The following is a 16598-nucleotide window of genomic DNA, read 5'->3' as shown; positions in this document are numbered from 1 at the left end:
CCCCGCCATGCTGTGGCGGATGGATCTCCTGGAGTTTCGCCTGCTCGGGTCCATCGACGCCTGGAACGGGGGACAGAGGCTGGAGCTGGGGCCGCGCAAACGGCGGTACGTGCTCGCCGCGCTGCTGCTGACGCCCGGCACGCCCGTGGCCGTGGACCGGCTGATCGGCGCCGTATGGGACGGCAGCCCGCCCGACAGCGCCCGCGTCACCGTGCAGGGCCACGTCTACCGGCTGCGCAAACTGCTCGGCGACGAGCTGCTGGAGACGACGCCGACCGGCTACGTGCTGCGCGTCGAACCCGAACGGGTCGACGCGCTGCGGTTCCGCCGGCTCGTGGCCGAGGCCGCCCAGGCCGGCGACCGGCGCGGCGCCGACCTGCTCGACGAGGCGCTGTCGCTGTGGCGCGGCCCCGCCCTCGGCGAACCGGGGCTGGCCGCCGCCATCGACCTGGAGGAAGCCAGGCTGGCCGCCGTCGAGGACCTGGCCCGGCGCCGCCTGCGGCTCGGCGAGCCTGAACGGGTGGTGGCCGCGCTCCGCACCGCCGTCGCCGCCGGCCCCCACCGGGAACGGCTGGTGGCCCTCCTCATGACCGCCTTCTACCGCCTGGGCCGCCAGGCCGAAGCCCTCGACCTCTACGAACGCACCCGCGCCGGCCTCGCCGCCGACCTCGGCGTCGACCCGGGCCCCGAACTCCGCTCCACCTTCGAAGCCGTCCTCCAACGCACCCTCTGACACCCGACCCCCAAGACAGGGAGACACCCGCCCTCCCAGCGGAAGCGCCCTACGGCGGGGGCACCCCGCCTGCCGAGCGGGAGCCCGGAGGCGGGAGCCGCGCCCCCACCCCAGCGGAGCTCCCCGAGGGGGAAGGCACGCCGCCCTCCTCGGGGAAGCGGGGTGCCCTCCCCTCCGGCGGGGGTGCCGGCCTGTCGGGGCAGGCGCGGCGTCTTCCCGGGGTGGGGGCCGTCCGTCACAGGGCGGGGTGGTGGGCCCTGGGTCAGGGGGTCATCCCCAGGTCGAGGCCGCCGCTCTCCAGGGCGGGGGCGTCGTCCCTCGGGTCGGGGGTGGGGTGGAGCCAGGGAGGGCGGGCGCCGAGCGCGCGGAGGCGGGTGCGGGCGCGGGCGGCCAGGGGGGCCGCCTGGCCGGGGCGGCCGTCGCGGACGAGGCAGGCGGCCGCCGCCAGCATGGCGTCGGCCTCGTCGAGCCGGTGGCCGAGCTCCCGGTGCAGCTCGGCGGCTCGCAGCGCGTCGCCGGCCGCCCCCTCCGGGAGGCGGGCCGACACCGTGAGCGCCTGCCCTTCCAGCCGCCGCAGCCCGTGCGCGCGGGCGAGCGCGAGCGCCTCCGAGACGCGCCGGGCGGCCTCCCCCGAGGTCCCCGCGCGCTGCCGCAGCGTCGCCAGCAGAAGGTGGGCGCGGGTCTTGGGGTACGGGTGCGCCCCCCGCTCGGCGTAGGAGGCGACCACCCGCTCCAGGAGCGCGCACCTGGCGTCGAGGTCCGCGGTCTCGTCCACCCAGGCCAGAGTGGACAGCGCCTCGTCGTGCTCGCCCGCGACCCCCCTGCCGCGCGTGGCCTCGACGGCCCGGCGCGCGTGCTCCACGGCCGCGCCGACGTCGCCACGCAGGTAGTGGGTCATGGCGACGCTGCCGTAGGCCGCCGCCTCGCGGAAGCGCGAGCCGAACTCCGGCTCGCCACCGAGCGCCACCCCGAACGCCTCCTCGGCCGCGCCCAGGTCGCCGAGCGCCAGGTGCACGTCCCCCAGGATCGCGTACGCGCGCCCGCGCCACGACCGGCTGCCGCCGAGCGCCAGGAACAGGTCGATGGCGCGCCGCTGCTGCTCCAGCGCCTCTTCGGCCCGTCCCTGCCACAGCAGGGCGAGGGCGTGGTTCTCCAGGGTGGCGGCCAGTTTGGCCGACGGTTCGAGCTTCTCCCAGACGCGGATGACGCGCTCGTAGTGGCGGGTGCTGCCGGCGAGGTCGCCGCGGCTGGTGCCCGCCGTGGCCAGGTTGGTCAGCGTCATGAGCACGCCGGGCGTCCAGCCGATGTCCTCGTAGTGGGCCGAGGCGCGCTCGTAGTGGGCGATGGCGGCGTGCGGGTCGTTGAGCACGAGCCGGGCGTTGCCCAGCGTGTGGTGCATGCTGCCCTGCCCGGCGGTGTCGCCGGCCTGTTCGGCGGCGCGCAGCCCGGCGCGGGCCAGGGAGACGATCACCTCCAGGTGGACGCGCCCGTTCATGAACGCGCGCAGCACCTCGATCAGCCGCCACAGCATCCGATGCGCGCCGAGCTGGATCGCCTGGTCGAGGACGGCGAGCAGGTTGTGCTGTTCGGCGTCGAGCCAGGCGCGGGCCCGGGCGGGGTCGTCGAGCGGCTCGGCGTCGAGCGGCGGGTCGTCGGCGGTGAGCGGCAGCAGCTCGTTGGCGGGCGCCAGGAGGGCGGCGGCGGCCCGCGCCGTGTGCAGGTAGTAGGCGTGCAGGCGGGTGCGGCCGGGCTCGTCGTCCGGCTGCCGCCGCTCGCGCGCGTACAGGTGGATCAGGTCGTGCAGGCGGAAGCGGCCCGGCGCGTGCTCCTCGATGAGGTGGGCGGAGGCGAGCGCGCCCAGCAGCCGCGCGGCCGTGGCAGCGTCGGCGGCGAGCCGGGACGCGGTGGCCACGGTGAAGTCGCAGCCCGGCGCCAGCCCGAACCGGCGGAACAGCAGCGCGGCGTCGGGGGCGAGCGAGGCGTACGAGCGGCCGAAGGCGGTGGCGACGGCCGCCTGCGGGTCGCCTTCGACGCTGAGCGTGCGCCACCGGTCGGCGCGCAGCTCCGCGGTGTAGCTCTCGACGCCGAGACCGGGCCGGGCGGCGAGGTTGGCGCCCGCGATGCGCAGGGCGAGCGGCAGGTGGCCGCAGAGCCCGGCCATCTCGGCGACCGCCCCGGGCTCGGCGCCGATCCGGTCGGGCCCGGCCACGTCGGCGAGCAGGTCGCGGGCCTCGACGGGGGTGAGCGTGCCGAGTGTCAGGCTGCGGGCGCCCTCCAGCGCGACCAGGCCGCGCAGGCTGTCGCGGCTGGTGACGATCACGGCGCAGCCGGTGCCGCCCGGCAGCAGGGGGCGCACCTGGCCGGCGTTCGCGGCGTTGTCGAGGACGACGAGCAGCCGCCGGCCTGCCGTGAGAGAGCGGTAGAGGTCGGCCTGTTCGGTCGCGCCCGCCGGGACGGAGCCGACGCCGAGCGCCCGCAGGCAGCGGGTGAGCGCGCGTTCGGGGGGCACCGGGTCGCCCTGGCCGTAGCCGTTGAGGTCGACGTGGAGCTGCCCGTCGGGGAACTCGGCCGCCAGCCGGTGCCCGGCCCGCACGGCCAGCGCCGACTTCCCGGCCCCGGCGGCCCCGGTGACGAGCACGATCTGGCGCTCGCGGAGCAGCGCGCAGAGCCGGTCGAGCTCGGCCCGGCGGCCGGCGAACCCGGCGGTCTCCATGGGGAGCTGCCTCGGCACCACCCGCCCGCCCGCCGGAGCGGGCGAACCGGGCGCGGGCGAGCTGGACGCGGACGAGCCGGACGCGGACGAGCCGGACGCGGGCGAGCCCAGCGCGGGCGGCCCTGGCGCGCGCGAACCGGGCGCCGACGTCTGCGGGTGGCCGGTCGTCAGCACCACGCGCCCGGCCGACGGCGGCGGGGCGCCGGACAGGATGCTCGCGTGCAGGTCGCGCAGGCGGGGCCCGGGGTCCACGCCGAGCTCGTCCGCGAACAGCCGCCGGACCTCCCGGAACAGCTCCAGCGCCTCCGGCGCGCGCCCGCCGTGCCACAGCGCGACCATGGCCAGCTCGTGCGGCCGTTCGCGGAACGGCTGCTCGTGCCGCAGCTCCCGCAGCACGACCGGCACCTCGTGGTGGCGGCCCAGCTCGGCCAGCGCGGCGGCGTACTCCTCCAGCAGCGCCCACCGCTCCTCCAGCAGCGGCCCGCGCACCCGCTGGTCGACCCAGACGCCGCCGATGCCCTGGAGCGGCTGGCCGCGCCACTCGTCCAGGGCCCGTGACCAGGCGCGGGCGGCGTCGGCGGGCCGGGCGGCGGCGCGCCCTTCGGCGGCCAGGCGGCGGAACCTGCCGAGGTCGACCCGGTCGGCGGGCACGGCCAGCGCGTAGCCGGCCGCGCCGCTGTCGATCAGGTCACCGGCGGCCTTGCGGAGCTGGGACACGTGCCCCTGCACGATGGTCTTGGCGGTCTTGGGCGGTTCGTCGTCCCACAGGGCCTCGCTCAGCCGCTCCACGGACACGTAGCCGCCGAGGTGCGCGGCGAGCAGCCCGGCGACGCACCTCTGCTGGGCTCCCCCCAGCGGCACCCCCGAACCGCCGCCGTCCCGCACCTCCACCGGGCCGAGCACGCGGATGTCCACAACGTCCGAGCATAATCACGCGGGCGAGCCGGGCGAGTTGATCAGGCGGGCGCCTTCATCAGCTCGCGTGAGACCTCGCCGAGAACGCCGCCGACGCCCCGGTCCAGGGCGGCCTTGGCGTGGCGGACGGCGTCCAGCGTGTTGCCCGCGGCGCTGGGCGAGTCCTCGACGCTCATGCGCACCTCGACCTCCAGCGGCGACCCGCCGAACCCCTCGCCTTCGAGGCGGATGTAGGCGACCTTGCGGTCCTCCAGGAACGGGATGTAATTGGCGCCGACGTGGGTGGCGGTGCCCGCGCCCGCGACCTTGGTGACCCGCTTGGTCTGCATGCTCGCGGGGTCGAGCAGGTTGAGGAAGTCCATGTTGCCGCCGCCGAGCAGCTGGTAGCCGTCGCCGAGCCGTACCCCTCCCGAGGTGAGGGCGTCGACGAGCGCGCGGTGCACCAGCGTGGCGCCGAAGGAGCTCTTCAGGTCGTCGCCGACCAGCGGCAGCCCGGCGGCGGCGAACCGGGCGGCCCACTCGGGCGAGCGGGCGAGCACGGCGGGCATGCAGTTGACGTAGGCGCAGCCGGCCGCGAGGGCCGCCTCCGCGTACATCTCGCTCTCGCGCTGGGCGCCGGCCGGGAGGAAGCTGACCGCGACGTGGGCGCCGCGCAGCCGTTCCGCGGCCTCCTGCGGGGCGGCCACCTCGACGCCGAGGCGGGGCACGTCGGCGAACTTGCGCGCGTTGTTGGGCGCCGCCCAAATCGCCTCGGACAGGTCGAGGCCGATCTTGCCGGGGTCGGCGTCGAAGGCGGCCGTGAAGCGCACCTGGGAGACGGCGTAGCCGGCGCAGACCGGGTTCCGCAGGCCGGGGGCGTCGCCGTCGCGGTAGTACTCCACCCCCTGGACGAGGGAGGACGCGCAGTTGCCCACGCCGATCAAGGCCACGTTCACAGTCGTCATGCGTGGATTTTCCCGTATCCGCAGGTTCGCGTGGCCCAGTCCACGGAAGGGCCTTTCACGTGACACGTATCGCGATCGTGGGCAGCGGATTCGGCGGCTTCGCCTGTGCCAGGCTCCTCGAACGGCGGCTGCGGCCGGGCGAGGCGGAGATCGTCCTCATCACGCCCAAGGACTACAGCCTCTACCTGCCCCTGCTGCCCCAGGTCGCGGCCGGGGTGCTGCAGCCGCGCTCGATCGTGGCGCCGCTGCACACCAAGCTGCGTCACGCCAAGCTGCTGCCGGGCGTCGCGATGGACGTGGATCTCGACTCCCGCACGTGCGAGGTGTTCAAGATCAGCGGCGAGACCGTGCGGGTGCCGTTCGACGTGATCGTGCTAGCTCCGGGCAGCAAGACGCGCACGTTCGACATCCCGGGCCTGTCCGAGCACGCGCGCGGCATGAAGACGCTGGCCGAGGCCGTCTACCTGCGCGACCAGGTGATCGCCCAGCTGGAGCTGGCGGCGATCGCCCACGACGCCGAGGAGCGGGCCTCGCGGTGCGGGTTCCTGGTGGTGGGCGGCGGATACTCGGGCGTCGAGACGGCGGCGACGCTCCAGCTCGTCACCCGCAAGGCGCTGCACCGCTTCCCCGGTCTGGACCCGGGGCTGGTCCGCTGGACGCTGATCGACATCGCGCCCAAGCTGATGCCGGAGCTCGGCGAGCAGCTCGGCGCCGCCGCGATGCGGCTGCTGCGGCATCGCGGCATCGACGTGCGGCTGGGCGTCACGGTGGAGCGGCTGACGGGCGAGTCGGCCGCGCTCACCGACGGCACCACGCTGCCCACGCGGACGGTCGTCTGGACCGCCGGGGTGACGCCGAGGCCGGTGGTGGCGAGCCTGGGCACCGAGACGGTCAAGGGACGGCTGGTGGTCGGCACCGACCTGGTGGTGCCGGGGCACGGCGGCGTGTTCGGGCTGGGTGACGCGGCGGCGGTGCCGGACCTGACCAGCGCCTCCGGCCTGCCCTGCGCCCCGACGGCGCAGCACGCCCATCGGCAGGCGGCGACGGCCGCGTACAACGTGGTGGCGGCGCTGCGCGGGCGGCCGCTGCGCGAGTACCGGCACCACGACATCGGCTTCGTCGTGGACCTCGGCGGCGCGGACGCGGTGGCCAGGCCGTTCGGGATCGACCTGGCGGGCCCGCCCGCGCAGCTCGTGACGCGCGGCTATCACCTGCTGACGGCGCCCACCGGCCGTTCCAAGCTGCGCATCGGCGGCGACTGGCTGCTGAACGCGATCACCGGCGACGACCTGATCAGGCTCGACTTCCTCCAGGACACGCCCGGCACGCTCGACGACCTGGAGCACATGCCGATCAGGCGGGGCCAGAGCCGGGAGCGGGCAGGGGCACCCCCACGGTGATCTCGTTGCCGAGCTTGTGCTCGCCGAGCAGCCCGAGGTCGTCGCCGCTCCAGAACCGGCCCGGGTCGTACCAGTTGGGGCGCCGGCCCGCGGGCAGCAACCCCATCTCCTCGTACGTGACGGCCACGATCTCGGCGCAGTAGGCGCGCTCCAGCGTGTGCTCGCGCTCGCGGCGGCGCAGTCTGGGCACCCGGCCGCGCAGCCAGCGCCCGGCCAGCCGGGCCGTCGAGGGGAACGGCGTGCCGTCGAGCCTGGCGACCGCGCGCAGCGCCGCGTCCTCCATCTCGCGGGTGGCCTGCGGTTCGAGCTGGCGCAGCCAGGCCCGCTGGCCGTAGCGGGCGGCCCAGACGGTGACGGCGTCGCGCAGGTCGTGCAGCTGCACGCCCCGGTGGTGGCCGCCGGCCCACAGGTCGGGCAGCGACCTGCCGAGCTCGGCGTGCCACATCATGGGCGGCAGGTCCTCGATGACGATCGCCATGCCCACGTGGTTGACCGGGCTGTTGGTCATCGTCTGGATGGCCCGGTCGGGCACCGAGCGCCCGCGGAAGACCCACAGGTCACCGGTCCTGGTCAGCTCAACGGCCTCGTCGAGAGTCAGCACACGGCTAGCCTAGGCACATGCGCTGGTGGAAGATACTCGGGCTGGCCGGGATGGCGGGAGTGGCCGCGACCGGGGTGGCGATCGCGCGGGCCGAGCGGCGGCGCCGCGCCTACACCCCGGAGGAGATCAGGCAGCGGTTGCGCGAGCGGGCCGGGGATCAGCCGGAGGGCCGCAGGTCGTAGACGAAGACGACGTCCGGGTAGGCCGGGTTGTCGTCGTAGCCCTGCACGCCGCCCAGGTAGGCGCGGCGGTAGTTGACCACCCACGGCATCGCGGCGGCGGCCTGGTCGTCGAGGACCTGCTTGGTGGCGCGGGCGAACATCCGCTGGGCGGTCGCCCTGTCGGTCACGGTGAGCTCGGGCAGCGAGTCGAGCAGCGCGTCGGTCGCCGGGTGGTTGAGGTAGGCCAGGTTGAAGACGGGCGGGTTCGCGCTGCGGAAGACGTTGCCGAACCAGGAGTAGCCGTCGGCGTAGTCGGGCCACCAGTACATGACGAGGATGTCCTGGCCGCGTTTCTTGCCCAGCTCCCACTGCTGGGTCCAGGGCAGGGCGCGCACCCGCAGCGTGATGCCGAGCCTGGCGAGTGTGGTGCGCAGGCTGCGGGCCAGCAGCCGCTGGTCGGTGTCGCCCTCGGTGTAGGTGAGCAGGAGCCGCAGCGGCCTGCCGCCCGGCCCGTAGCCGGCCTGGCGCAGCAGCCTGGTGGCGCCCGCGAGGTCCTGCCGCGGCGTCCGGCCGGGCACGTGGCCGACGAGTCCTTCGGGCACGATGCCGCTGGCGGGGGTGACCGCGCCGCGCAACGCCCTGACGACGCCCTCGTAGTCGACGGCCTTCTGGACGGCCCGCCGTACCCGCACGTCCTTCATGGGGCCGGTCGCGGTGTTGAAGAGCATCATCGCCGTCTGGAACGAGGGCCGCTCGACCGTGCGCAGGCCGGGCGTGCGCTCGGCCCGTGCGTACAGGCGCGGGGCGAGCCGGTGCACGAACGTCGCCTCACCGCGCGTCAGCAGCTGGAAGGCCCGTTCGGGCTCGGGCACCACGCGGAACTTGACCGAGCGGTAGTGCGGCCGGTCCCAGCCTCCCCAGTAGCGGTCGTACGACCGCAGCGTGAGCTCCTCCTCCTGGCCCCGCCGCCAGGAGGCCACCGTGTACGGCCCGGTCCCGGCGTCGCGGCCGGCGCCGAACCAGGCGGTCAGGTCGCCGGCCGCCTGGGTGTCGTAGACGTAGGCCGCGTAGGCGGAGGAGGCCACGACGTCCAGCGGGACCGGGTAGCGCAGCGAGAACGTGACCGTGGCCGGGTCGTCGGCCCGGATGGAGGCGACGGAGTCCCAGATGTAGTAGGCCCCGGCCTTGAGTTGCCGGGTGCGCTCGATCGACGCCTTGACCGCGGCGGCGTCCAGCGGCCTGCCGGTGTGGAAGGTGACGCCCTGGCGCAGCGTGAACGTCCAGGTGCGGCCGTCGGCGGAGGAGCGCCACGAGGTGGCCAGGCGGGGGCCGGTCTTCTTCGTGACCGGGTTCCACAGGGTGAGGGTCTCGTAGATGTTCTGCATGGCGATGATCTCGTTGGAGTAGGACCGGGACGGGTCCCACTCCGTGATCACGCCGGTGTTCTCGACGTAGACGAACGCCGACTCCCCCGGTGACGCCTTCGGGACGGGCGCCTGAGCCGAGCAGGCCGCCAGTGTGATCACCAGCGCGGCGACCGCGGCGAGACGACGGCGCAACGCTTCTCCCTCTGTGACCGATCTACTGGCGAAACCTACTGCATGATCAACGCCAAGTGTCCAAAAGTGCCGAAAAATTGGGCATTCCGGAGATCGAATTGCTATTCTCATGGCTTGTCCCGTCCGGGGTTGCCAGCAGGGGACCGACCGGAGTGAGGTGTCATGGGTCGTAGCCGCACGATCCGCATGAAGATCATCGGCCTGCTGCTGGTTCCGCTCGCTTCGATGGTGGTGCTGTGGGGCGTCATCACCGTCGTCACCGCGGGCGAAAGCCTGGAGCTGCGCCAGTACACCACGCTCTGGACCAACCTGCGTCACCCCGCCTACAAGCTCGGCACCGAGTTGCAGCGCGAGCGCCTCGCCTCGGTGAAGCTGCTGCGCGCCGGGAGGGCGGCCGACCGTTCGGCCCTCACCCAGCAGCGCGCCCGCAGCGACAAGGCAAGGCAGCAATTCAGGATGCTCTCGGGCCGGTCCCGGGACACGTCGGAGGCGATCCGCAAACAGGTGGACGCGGTGTACACCGAACTGGACGGGCTCGACGCCATCAGGGGCGAGATCGACACGGGCCTGGCCGACCGCCTGCGCGCGGTCGAGGCGTACAACGCGATCATGGACTCGCTCTTCGGGCTGCACCGCCGGGTGGGGTTCATCAAGGAGATCCCGATCTACGAGCAGGCGCGCGTGGTCATCGACCTCGGCTACGCCAAGGAGCTGCTCACCCGCGAGCAGGCCCTCGCCCTGGGCCCGACCACGCTCGCCGAGCGCCGGGTCTTCACCCAGATCGTCGGCAACCGGCGCTTCCTGCTCGACCACGCGCTCGGCGAGCTCGACCCGGCGCTGCGCGAGGCGCAGGTGTCCATCATCACCTCGCCCGACTACCAGCGGATGCGGCTGATGGAGGACCAGATCATCGCGGGCGGCTCGCCGCTCGGCTGGCTCGACACCACCGAAGGGCTGGCCAAGTCGTTCCAGGACGCCCAGCTCAAGGCCAGCATGGCGCTGTCGGCCCGGTCCGAGCCGGTGGCCGACTCGGTCCTCACCCGGGCGCTGCTGCTGGCCGGCACCGCGCTGCTGCTGATCGTCGTGTCGATCGCGTTCTCGCTGCGGATGGGCAACCGGCTCTCGCGCGAGCTGGGCACGCTGCGCGAGGCGGCGCTGGAGGTCGCCAGGGAGCGGCTGCCCGAGGTCGTGGCCAAACTGCGCAGAGGGGAGGCGGTGGAGGTGCCCGAGCTGTCGGTGACCAGCACCACCGTCGAGATCGACGACGTGGGCCAGGCGTTCTCCACCGTCCAGCAGACCGCCGTCGAGGCCGCCGTCGGCCAGGCGCAGCTCCGCGACGGCGTCGGCCACGTCTTCCGCAACCTGGCCAGGCGCAGCCAGGCGCTGCTGCACCGCCAGCGCATCCAGCTGGAGGGCATGCAGCACCGGGCGACCGACCCGGAGGCGCTGGACGACCTGTTCCGCCTGGACCACCTGACGACCCGCATGCGCCGCCACGCCGAGGGCCTGATCATCCTGTCGGGCGCCACCCCGGGCCGGGGCTGGAGCAAGCCCGTCCCGCTGCTCGACGTGGTCCGCGGCGCCACCGCCGAGGTGGAGGAGTACCCGAGGGTCGTCGTCGAGCCGATGCCCGGCCAGCGGCTGGCCGGGCCCGTGGTCGGCGACGTCATCCATCTGATCGCCGAGCTCATCGAGAACGCCACCGTCTACTCGCCGCCGCACACCTCGGTGGTGGTGCGCGGCGAGGTGGCCGCCCGAGGCTTCGCCGTGCACGTCGAGGACCGCGGGGTCGGCCTGACCCCCGAGGAGCTGGCCGACCTCAACGAACGGCTGGCCAGCCCGCCCGAGTTCGACCTGGCCGACAGCGAGCGGCTCGGTCTTTTCGTCGTTTCCCGCCTGGCCGCCAGGCATGACATCCGCGTGACGTTGCGCGGTTCACCATATGGAGGGACCACCGCCATCGTGCTGATCCCGGCAGAGCATGTGACAGATCCTCCCGACGAGCCGGAGGAGCCCACCCGGCAGCCGGCCCGTCCGATGCGGGTGGTGCAGGGTGACTGACGAGCGCTGGCTGGACGAGGACGCCGGTCCGATCGTCCCGGCCTACCTGCTGACCCGAGGCCGCACCGTGCCCGCGAGCGAGGCCATCGACCTCATCGCGGTCATCATCACCTCCGGCGGTCTCGCGCCGCCGTCCGGCCTGGGGCCCGAGCACCTGATCATCCTGCAGAAGTGCACCCGGCCGACCCGGCTGGTGGACGTCGCGGCCGAGCTGAACCTGCCCATCGGGGTGGTCCGGGTGCTGGTCGGCGACCTGCACGAGCAGCAGCTCGTCCAGGTCGAGTCGCCGCCCCCGGCGCCGGACGCCACGGTCCTCCTGGAGGTGATCACGGGCCTCAAGGCCCTGTGATCGCCTCCTCGGAGGCCCTGTGATCGCCTCCTCGCAGGCCCGGTGACCGGGCTCCTCAGGGGCCCGCGAGCACGTCCTCCGCGCGGTGGCAGGCGACCCTCCGGCCGGCCACCTCGCGCGGCTCCGGCGCCCGCTCGCACTGCGGCGCCGCGAGCGGGCAGCGCAGCCGGAACGGGCAGCCCGACGGCGCCGGCCTGGCCTCCGCCCGCCCCCGCGCCACCGGTGGCGGCCCGCCCAGCTTCGGCACGGCGTCGCGCAGGGCCAGCGTGTACGGGTGCGCGGGCCGGCCGAGCAGGTCGGCCGTCGGGCCCGACTCCACCACCCGGCCCGCGAACAGCACGTGCGAGGTCCGGCAGAGCCGCTCCACGACGGCCAGGTTGTGCGTGATGAGCAGCCGTTCGGTGTCGAGCCCGGCGAGCAGGTCGAGAATCCTGGCCTGGACGGTCACGTCCAGCGCGCTGGTGGGCTCGTCGAGGATGAGCAGCCGGGGCCGGACGGCGAGCGCCCTGGCGATCACCACCCGCTGCCGCTGGCCGCCGGAGAGCTCGTGCGGCCTGCGCGTGGCCAGGTCCGGCGCGAGGCCGACCTGTTCCAGCAGCTCGGGGACGCGGTGGCGGCCGGACCTGGGCAGCGCCTCGGCGATCGAGCGGCCGACGCGCATCCGGGGGTCGAGCGACTCGGCCTGGAAGACGGGCTGGACGTCGGCCCGGAACGCCTTCCGGTCGGCTTTCCTGAGGTTCTGCGTGCCGTACCAGATATTTCCGGATATGGGGGTGAGGAGGCCGAGGAAGGCGCGCGCCAGCGTGGTCTTGCCGGACCCGCTCTCGCCGATCAGGCCGGTCCCGCCCTCGGCGAGGTCCAGCGTCACGCCGTGCACGACCGGGGCGCGGCCGTAGCCGAGCGTCACGTCCTCCGCCCGCAGCAGGGTCACGGCAGGGCCTCCAGCAGCTCGCGGGTGTAGGGGTGGGCCGGGCGCGACAGCACCTCGGCGGCGGGGCCGCTCTCCACGACCGTGCCGTCCCGCATCACGAGCACCCGGTCGGCGATCGTGGAGACCAGGGCCAGGTCGTGCGAGACGAGGAGCAGGGCCAGCCCGCGTTCCTCGCGCAGCCGGCGCAGCACGCCGACCACCTCGGCCTGCACGGTCACGTCCAGGGCGCTGGTCGGCTCGTCGGCCAGGATCGCCTCCGCGCCGAGCGCGATGGCCAGCGCGATCGCGAACCGCTGCGCCTGGCCGCCGGAGATCTCGTGCGGATAGCGGCGCAGGATGCCGGGGTCGAGCATGACCGCCTCGGCGGCCTCGGCCAGGACGCGCTCGCCCGACGGCAGCCCGTGCAGGCGGAGCGCGCGCCGCATGAGGACGCCCAGCCGGGTGGTGGGGCTGAGCGCCGCCTGCGGCGACTGCATGACGAGGGCCACGCGGGCGCCCCTGATCGCGCGCAGCTCGCGCGGCGTGGCCGTCAGCACGTCCACGCCGCACACCCTGACGTGGCCGGAGACGTCGGCCCCCTCGGTGAGGCCGAGCAGCGACAGCAGCGTGGTCGACTTGCCCGACCCGCTCTCCCCCACGACCGCCACGCACTCGCCCGTGCGCAGCTCCAGCTCGGGCACCCGGGCGGCGACCCGCCCGCCGTAGGCGACCTGAAGATCGCGCACCTCGATCACTTCACGATCCTCCGCGGGTCGAGCGCGCCGCGCAGCCCCTCGCCCAGCACGTTGAACGCGAACGCCGTCACCAGGATCGCCAGCCCGGGGAAGGTGACGACCCACCAGTTCGTGGTGAACAGCGTCTGGCCCTGCTGCACCATCAGCCCCCACTCGGCGACCGGCTCCTGCGCGCCCAGCCCCAGGTACGACAGCGCGGCCGCGGTGAGGATCACCCCGCCCGCGTCGAGCGAGAGCTGGACCAGGACGGGCGTGAGCGAGTTGGGCAGCACGTGCCTGACGACGACCAGCGGCGCGGGGACGCCCAGGCAGCGGGCGGCGTCCACGTACGGGCGGTTGGCGATGGAGGCGGCCGTGGCGGCCGACAGCCGCGCGTACCAGGGCCACCAGGTGACGGCGATGGCCACGACGACCGTGGTCACGCTCGGCTGGAGCACCACGGCCAGGGTCAGCGACAGCAGCAGCGCCGGGAAGGCCAGCAACACGTCGGTGACCCGCATGATCACGTCGCGCACCCAGCCGCCCGCGTACCCGGCGACCACGCCCAGCGTGACGCCCACGGCCGCCGACACCGCCAGCACGGCCACTGCGATCGACAGCGACGTGCGGCCTCCGTACAGCACCCGGGTGAGCACGTCGCGGCCGACCTGGTCGGTGCCGAACCAGTGTGCGCCCGACGGCGGCAGCAGGGCGTTGACCGGATCGACCTCGTCGGCCGGGTACGGCGCGATCCACGGCGCCAGCAGGGCGGCGAGCACGACCAGCACGATGAGCACCGCGCCCGCGAAGGCGAGCCTGTCGACGGAGCCGGGCAGGGCGCGGCGCGTCACGAGTGCGGTCACCGGGCCCTCGCCCTCGGGTCGACGACGCCCTGGAGGAGGTCGACGACCAGGTTGGCCAGCACGTACACGAGCGCCACGAGCAGCGTGACTCCCGCGATGGCCGGCGTGTCGCTGGAGAAGATCGAGTCGACCGCGTAGCGGCCCAGGCCAGGCCAGTTGAAGACGGCCTCGACCAGGAACCCGTTCACGATCGCGTAGGCGAACACGAGCGCGATCAGTGACAGCACCGGGTTGAGCGCGGGCCGCAGCGCGAACCGGGTCAGGATGGACGTCTCGCGGAAGCCGAGCGCGCGTTCCAGCCGGGCGTGGTCCTGGCTCGCCTCCTCGATCAGCGTGGCGCGGACCATCTGGGCGATCACGCCAGCCGGGTAGGCGGCCACGACGAGCGCGGGCAGCACCAGGTGGCGCAGGGTGCTGGTGAAGATCGGCCAGTTGCCGGTGATGAGCGCGTCCACGATCGTGATGTTGGTCCAGAGGGTGAGCGGGCTGGTCGTGTTGAGGCTGTCGTCGTACTCGCCGGCGACGGGGAACCAGCCGAGGTTGCTGGCGAAGACGGTCTGGAGGGCGAGGGCCAGCCAGAAGACGGGGACGGAGACGGCGAGCATGCTCGCCACCCGCACCCCCAGGTCCGGAAATTTCGTCTTGTAGCGGGCGGCGAGCACCCCGACCGGGACGCCCACCGCGATGGCCAGTAACAGCGCGGCCCCCACCAGCTCCAGGCTCGCCGGGAACGCCAGCGCCAGGTCGTCCAGCACCGGCTGCCGGGTCCGCAGGCTGGTGCCCCAGTCGCCCGTCACCAGGTCCCGGACGTAGGCCCCGAGCTGCACCCAGACCGGCTCGTCCAGCCCGAACCGCTCGCGCGCCTGCGCGAGCTGCTCCGGCGTCGCCTTCGGCCCCGCGTACGCCACCGCCGGATCGCCCGGCACCAGCCGCATGATGACGAACGTGAGCACGATCACGCCGGCCACGACCAGGAGCGCCTGGCCGAGCCGGCGGATCAGGTAGCGGGCCACGGCTCAGGCCGCGGGCTTCAGGTCGTAGAAGAAGACCACGTTCGGATAGGCCGGGTTGTCCTTGTACCCCTGCACGCCCGCCGTCAGCGCCCGCTGGTAGGTCTGCACGTACGGCACGGCGACCGCTGCCTTGTCGTTGACGATCTGCTTCTGCAGCTTGTCGTAGGCCATCTCGGCGGCGAACGGGTCGGTGGCCGTGAGCCGCGGCAGCCCGTCGATCGCCGCGTCGATCCCGGCGTCCTTCAGGTACGACAGGTTGAACTCCGGCTTGTCCGAGCTCCTGAACACGTTGAGGAACCACGAGTACGGGTCGGCGTAGTCCGGGTACCAGTACATGACGAACACGTCCTGGCCCTTCTTCTTGCCCAGGTCCCACTGCGCGTTCCAGGCCATCGGCCGCGCCTGGAGGGTCACGTTCAGCTTCTTCAGCGCCGAGCTGAGCAGCGTCACGAACAGCTTCTGGTCGTCGTCGCCCTGCGCGTAGGTCATGGTCAGCTTGAGCTCGGGGTTGTCGGGCCCGTACCCGGCGGACGTCATCAGCTCCTGCGCCATGGACAGGTCGTGCACCGGCTCCATGCCGAACACGTGGCCGAGCAGCCCCGGCGGCACCAGCCCGCTCGCCTTCTGCCCGGAGCCCTTCAGCGCCGACACCAGGCCGTCGTAGTCGATGGCGTACTGCAGCGCCTGCCGCACCCGCACGTCCTTGGTCGGCCCGCTCTCGGTGTTGAACAGCACCAGCAGGTTCTGGAACGACGGCGTCTGCGACGCCTGCACGCCCTCGGTGGACCCGGCCTGCTGGAAGAGCTGCGGGTTGAGCCGCTGGACGAAGTTCACCTCGCCCCGCTTGAGCAGCTGCCAGGCCGTGGTGATCTCCGGCGTCACCCGGAAGGCCACCTTCTTGTACTGCTCGGGCTTCCAGCCGCCCCAGTAGTCCTCGAACGCCTTCAGCGTCAGCTCGGTCTCCTGGCCCTTCCTCCAGCTGTCGATCGTGTACGGGCCGGTCCCGGCGTCGCTCTTGCCGTCGGCGACCGCGTCCACGGCCTCGGTGTCGTAGATGTAGGCCGCGTAGCCGGAGGAGGCCACCAGGTCGAGCGGCGCCGCGTACTTGAGCGAGAACTTCAGCGTCGAGGCGTCCGGCGCCTCGATCGTGTCGACGGCCCCCCAGATGTAGGCCGCGCCCGCGTTCTTCTTGATCGTGCGCTCGATGGCCTTCTTGGCCGCCTCGGCGTCCATGGGCGCGCCGGTGTGGAACTTCACGCCCTGGCGCAGCTTGAACGTCCACTGCTTGCCGTCGTCCGCCGACGACCACTCGGTGGCCAGGCGCGGCTCCGGCTTCTTCGTCTCGGCGTTGTAGCGGGTCAGGCCCTCGTAGATGTTGGACATGGCGATGATCTCGTTGGAGTACGAGGACGCCGGGTCCCAGTCGGTCACCACGTCCAGGTTCGGCGCGTAGACGAACGTGGCGTCGTTCTCCTTGCCGCCCGGCTCGGCCTGGGCCGCCGTCGGGGCGCCCGTGCCGTCACCCGCCGTCGGCTGCGGGGTGCCCCCGGCGCCGCGCACCTGGCCGCCCGCGCACGCGGACGCGGCCAGGGACAGGATTCCGACGACTCCGGCGACCAGCAGGCGCTTGTGCCAGCGCATG

At 73.7% G+C, this 16598-nt stretch carries 14 protein-coding genes; 5 read left to right on the top strand and 9 right to left on the bottom strand.

Annotated features, from left to right (window positions below):
- Positions 1-19: 19 nt before the first annotated feature.
- Positions 20-733 carry an AfsR/SARP family transcriptional regulator gene (locus AB0J53_RS20810; RefSeq protein ID WP_357585662.1) on the top strand — a complete coding sequence of 238 codons (714 nt, stop codon included), beginning with the start codon at positions 20-22 and terminating at the stop codon, positions 731-733.
- A 262-nt stretch (positions 734-995) separates the two neighbouring features.
- Here AB0J53_RS20810 and AB0J53_RS20805 read toward each other — a convergent pair whose 3' ends face one another.
- On the bottom strand, positions 996-4361 hold the full coding sequence (locus AB0J53_RS20805) for a BTAD domain-containing putative transcriptional regulator (RefSeq protein WP_364174507.1): 3366 nt from the start codon (positions 4359-4361) through the stop codon (positions 996-998).
- 41 nt (positions 4362-4402) lie between these two features.
- Entirely contained in the window at positions 4403-5305 is a 903-nt protein-coding gene (locus AB0J53_RS20800; protein ID WP_364174504.1) for an inositol-3-phosphate synthase, read from the bottom strand.
- A 59-nt stretch (positions 5306-5364) separates the two neighbouring features.
- Here AB0J53_RS20800 and AB0J53_RS20795 point away from each other — a divergent pair, with 59 nt between their 5' ends.
- Entirely contained in the window at positions 5365-6705 is a 1341-nt protein-coding gene (locus AB0J53_RS20795) for an NAD(P)/FAD-dependent oxidoreductase (protein ID WP_219510204.1), read from the top strand.
- Here the strand turns inward: AB0J53_RS20795 and AB0J53_RS20790 are convergent.
- Positions 6659-7303, bottom strand: coding sequence for a hypothetical protein (locus tag AB0J53_RS20790; protein ID WP_364174827.1), 645 nt, complete (start codon positions 7301-7303; stop codon positions 6659-6661). The two genes, AB0J53_RS20795 and AB0J53_RS20790, sit on opposite strands and share 47 nt — an antisense overlap.
- A gap of 20 nt (positions 7304-7323) precedes the next feature.
- On the opposite strand from AB0J53_RS20790, the gene AB0J53_RS20785 reads away from it, so the two are divergent.
- Positions 7324-7488, top strand: coding sequence for a hypothetical protein (locus AB0J53_RS20785; protein ID WP_219510205.1), 165 nt, complete (start codon positions 7324-7326; stop codon positions 7486-7488).
- Here AB0J53_RS20785 and AB0J53_RS20780 read toward each other — a convergent pair.
- On the bottom strand, positions 7464-9026 hold the full coding sequence (locus AB0J53_RS20780; RefSeq protein ID WP_364174500.1) for an ABC transporter substrate-binding protein: 1563 nt from the start codon (positions 9024-9026) through the stop codon (positions 7464-7466). The two genes, AB0J53_RS20785 and AB0J53_RS20780, sit on opposite strands and share 25 nt — an antisense overlap.
- 162 nt (positions 9027-9188) lie before the next feature.
- Between AB0J53_RS20780 and AB0J53_RS20775 the strand changes: the two genes are divergently transcribed.
- Positions 9189-11087 carry a nitrate- and nitrite sensing domain-containing protein gene (locus AB0J53_RS20775; RefSeq protein ID WP_364174497.1) on the top strand — a complete coding sequence of 633 codons (1899 nt, stop codon included), beginning with the start codon at positions 9189-9191 and terminating at the stop codon, positions 11085-11087.
- Complete coding sequence (locus tag AB0J53_RS20770) at positions 11080-11436, top strand: DUF742 domain-containing protein (protein ID WP_219510209.1); 357 nt, start codon at positions 11080-11082, stop codon at positions 11434-11436. The genes AB0J53_RS20775 and AB0J53_RS20770 overlap by 8 nt, the downstream gene beginning before the upstream one ends.
- Positions 11437-11491: 55 nt before the next feature.
- Here AB0J53_RS20770 and AB0J53_RS20765 read toward each other — a convergent pair whose 3' ends face one another.
- From AB0J53_RS20765 to AB0J53_RS20745, 5 genes are read right to left on the bottom strand one after another with little or no spacing between them, the layout of a single operon-like run.
- Positions 11492-12367 (bottom strand): ABC transporter ATP-binding protein, encoded by an 876-nt coding sequence (locus AB0J53_RS20765; protein WP_364174494.1) that lies wholly within the window; start codon positions 12365-12367, stop codon positions 11492-11494.
- Entirely contained in the window at positions 12364-13101 is a 738-nt protein-coding gene (locus tag AB0J53_RS20760; RefSeq protein ID WP_364174491.1) for an ATP-binding cassette domain-containing protein, read from the bottom strand. The genes AB0J53_RS20765 and AB0J53_RS20760 overlap by 4 nt, the downstream gene beginning before the upstream one ends.
- Positions 13098-13943, bottom strand: coding sequence for an ABC transporter permease (locus AB0J53_RS20755; RefSeq protein WP_364174488.1), 846 nt, complete (start codon positions 13941-13943; stop codon positions 13098-13100). Before AB0J53_RS20755 ends, AB0J53_RS20760 begins: the two co-directional genes overlap by 4 nt.
- Positions 13940-14956: an ABC transporter permease gene (locus AB0J53_RS20750; protein ID WP_364174485.1), complete on the bottom strand. Its 1017-nt coding sequence runs from the start codon at positions 14954-14956 to the stop codon at positions 13940-13942. The genes AB0J53_RS20755 and AB0J53_RS20750 overlap by 4 nt, the downstream gene beginning before the upstream one ends.
- Positions 14957-14959: 3 nt before the next feature.
- Positions 14960-16597, bottom strand: coding sequence for an ABC transporter substrate-binding protein (locus AB0J53_RS20745; protein WP_364174482.1), 1638 nt, complete (start codon positions 16595-16597; stop codon positions 14960-14962).
- Between the last annotated feature and the right edge of the window lies 1 nt (position 16598).

The sequence above is a fragment of the Nonomuraea sp. NPDC049725 genome, assembly GCF_040674795.1.
GTDB lineage: Bacteria > Actinomycetota > Actinomycetes > Streptosporangiales > Streptosporangiaceae > Nonomuraea > Nonomuraea ceibae.
Note: the sequence above shows the minus strand (reverse complement) of the source record. Positions and strands in the feature narration are given on the sequence as shown.

What these genes read in the sequence shown, in the direction of transcription:
- AB0J53_RS20800 (WP_364174504.1), bottom strand. Translation starts at nt 5,305, where the DNA reads ATGACGACTGTGAACGTGGCCTTGATCGGCGTGGGCAACTGCGCGTCC.
- AB0J53_RS20810 (WP_357585662.1), top strand. Translation starts at nt 20, where the DNA reads ATGGATCTCCTGGAGTTTCGCCTGCTCGGGTCCATCGACGCCTGGAAC.
- AB0J53_RS20785 (WP_219510205.1), top strand. Translation starts at nt 7,324, where the DNA reads ATGCGCTGGTGGAAGATACTCGGGCTGGCCGGGATGGCGGGAGTGGCC.
- AB0J53_RS20775 (WP_364174497.1), top strand. Translation starts at nt 9,189, where the DNA reads ATGGGTCGTAGCCGCACGATCCGCATGAAGATCATCGGCCTGCTGCTG.
- AB0J53_RS20745 (WP_364174482.1), bottom strand. Translation starts at nt 16,597, where the DNA reads ATGCGCTGGCACAAGCGCCTGCTGGTCGCCGGAGTCGTCGGAATCCTG.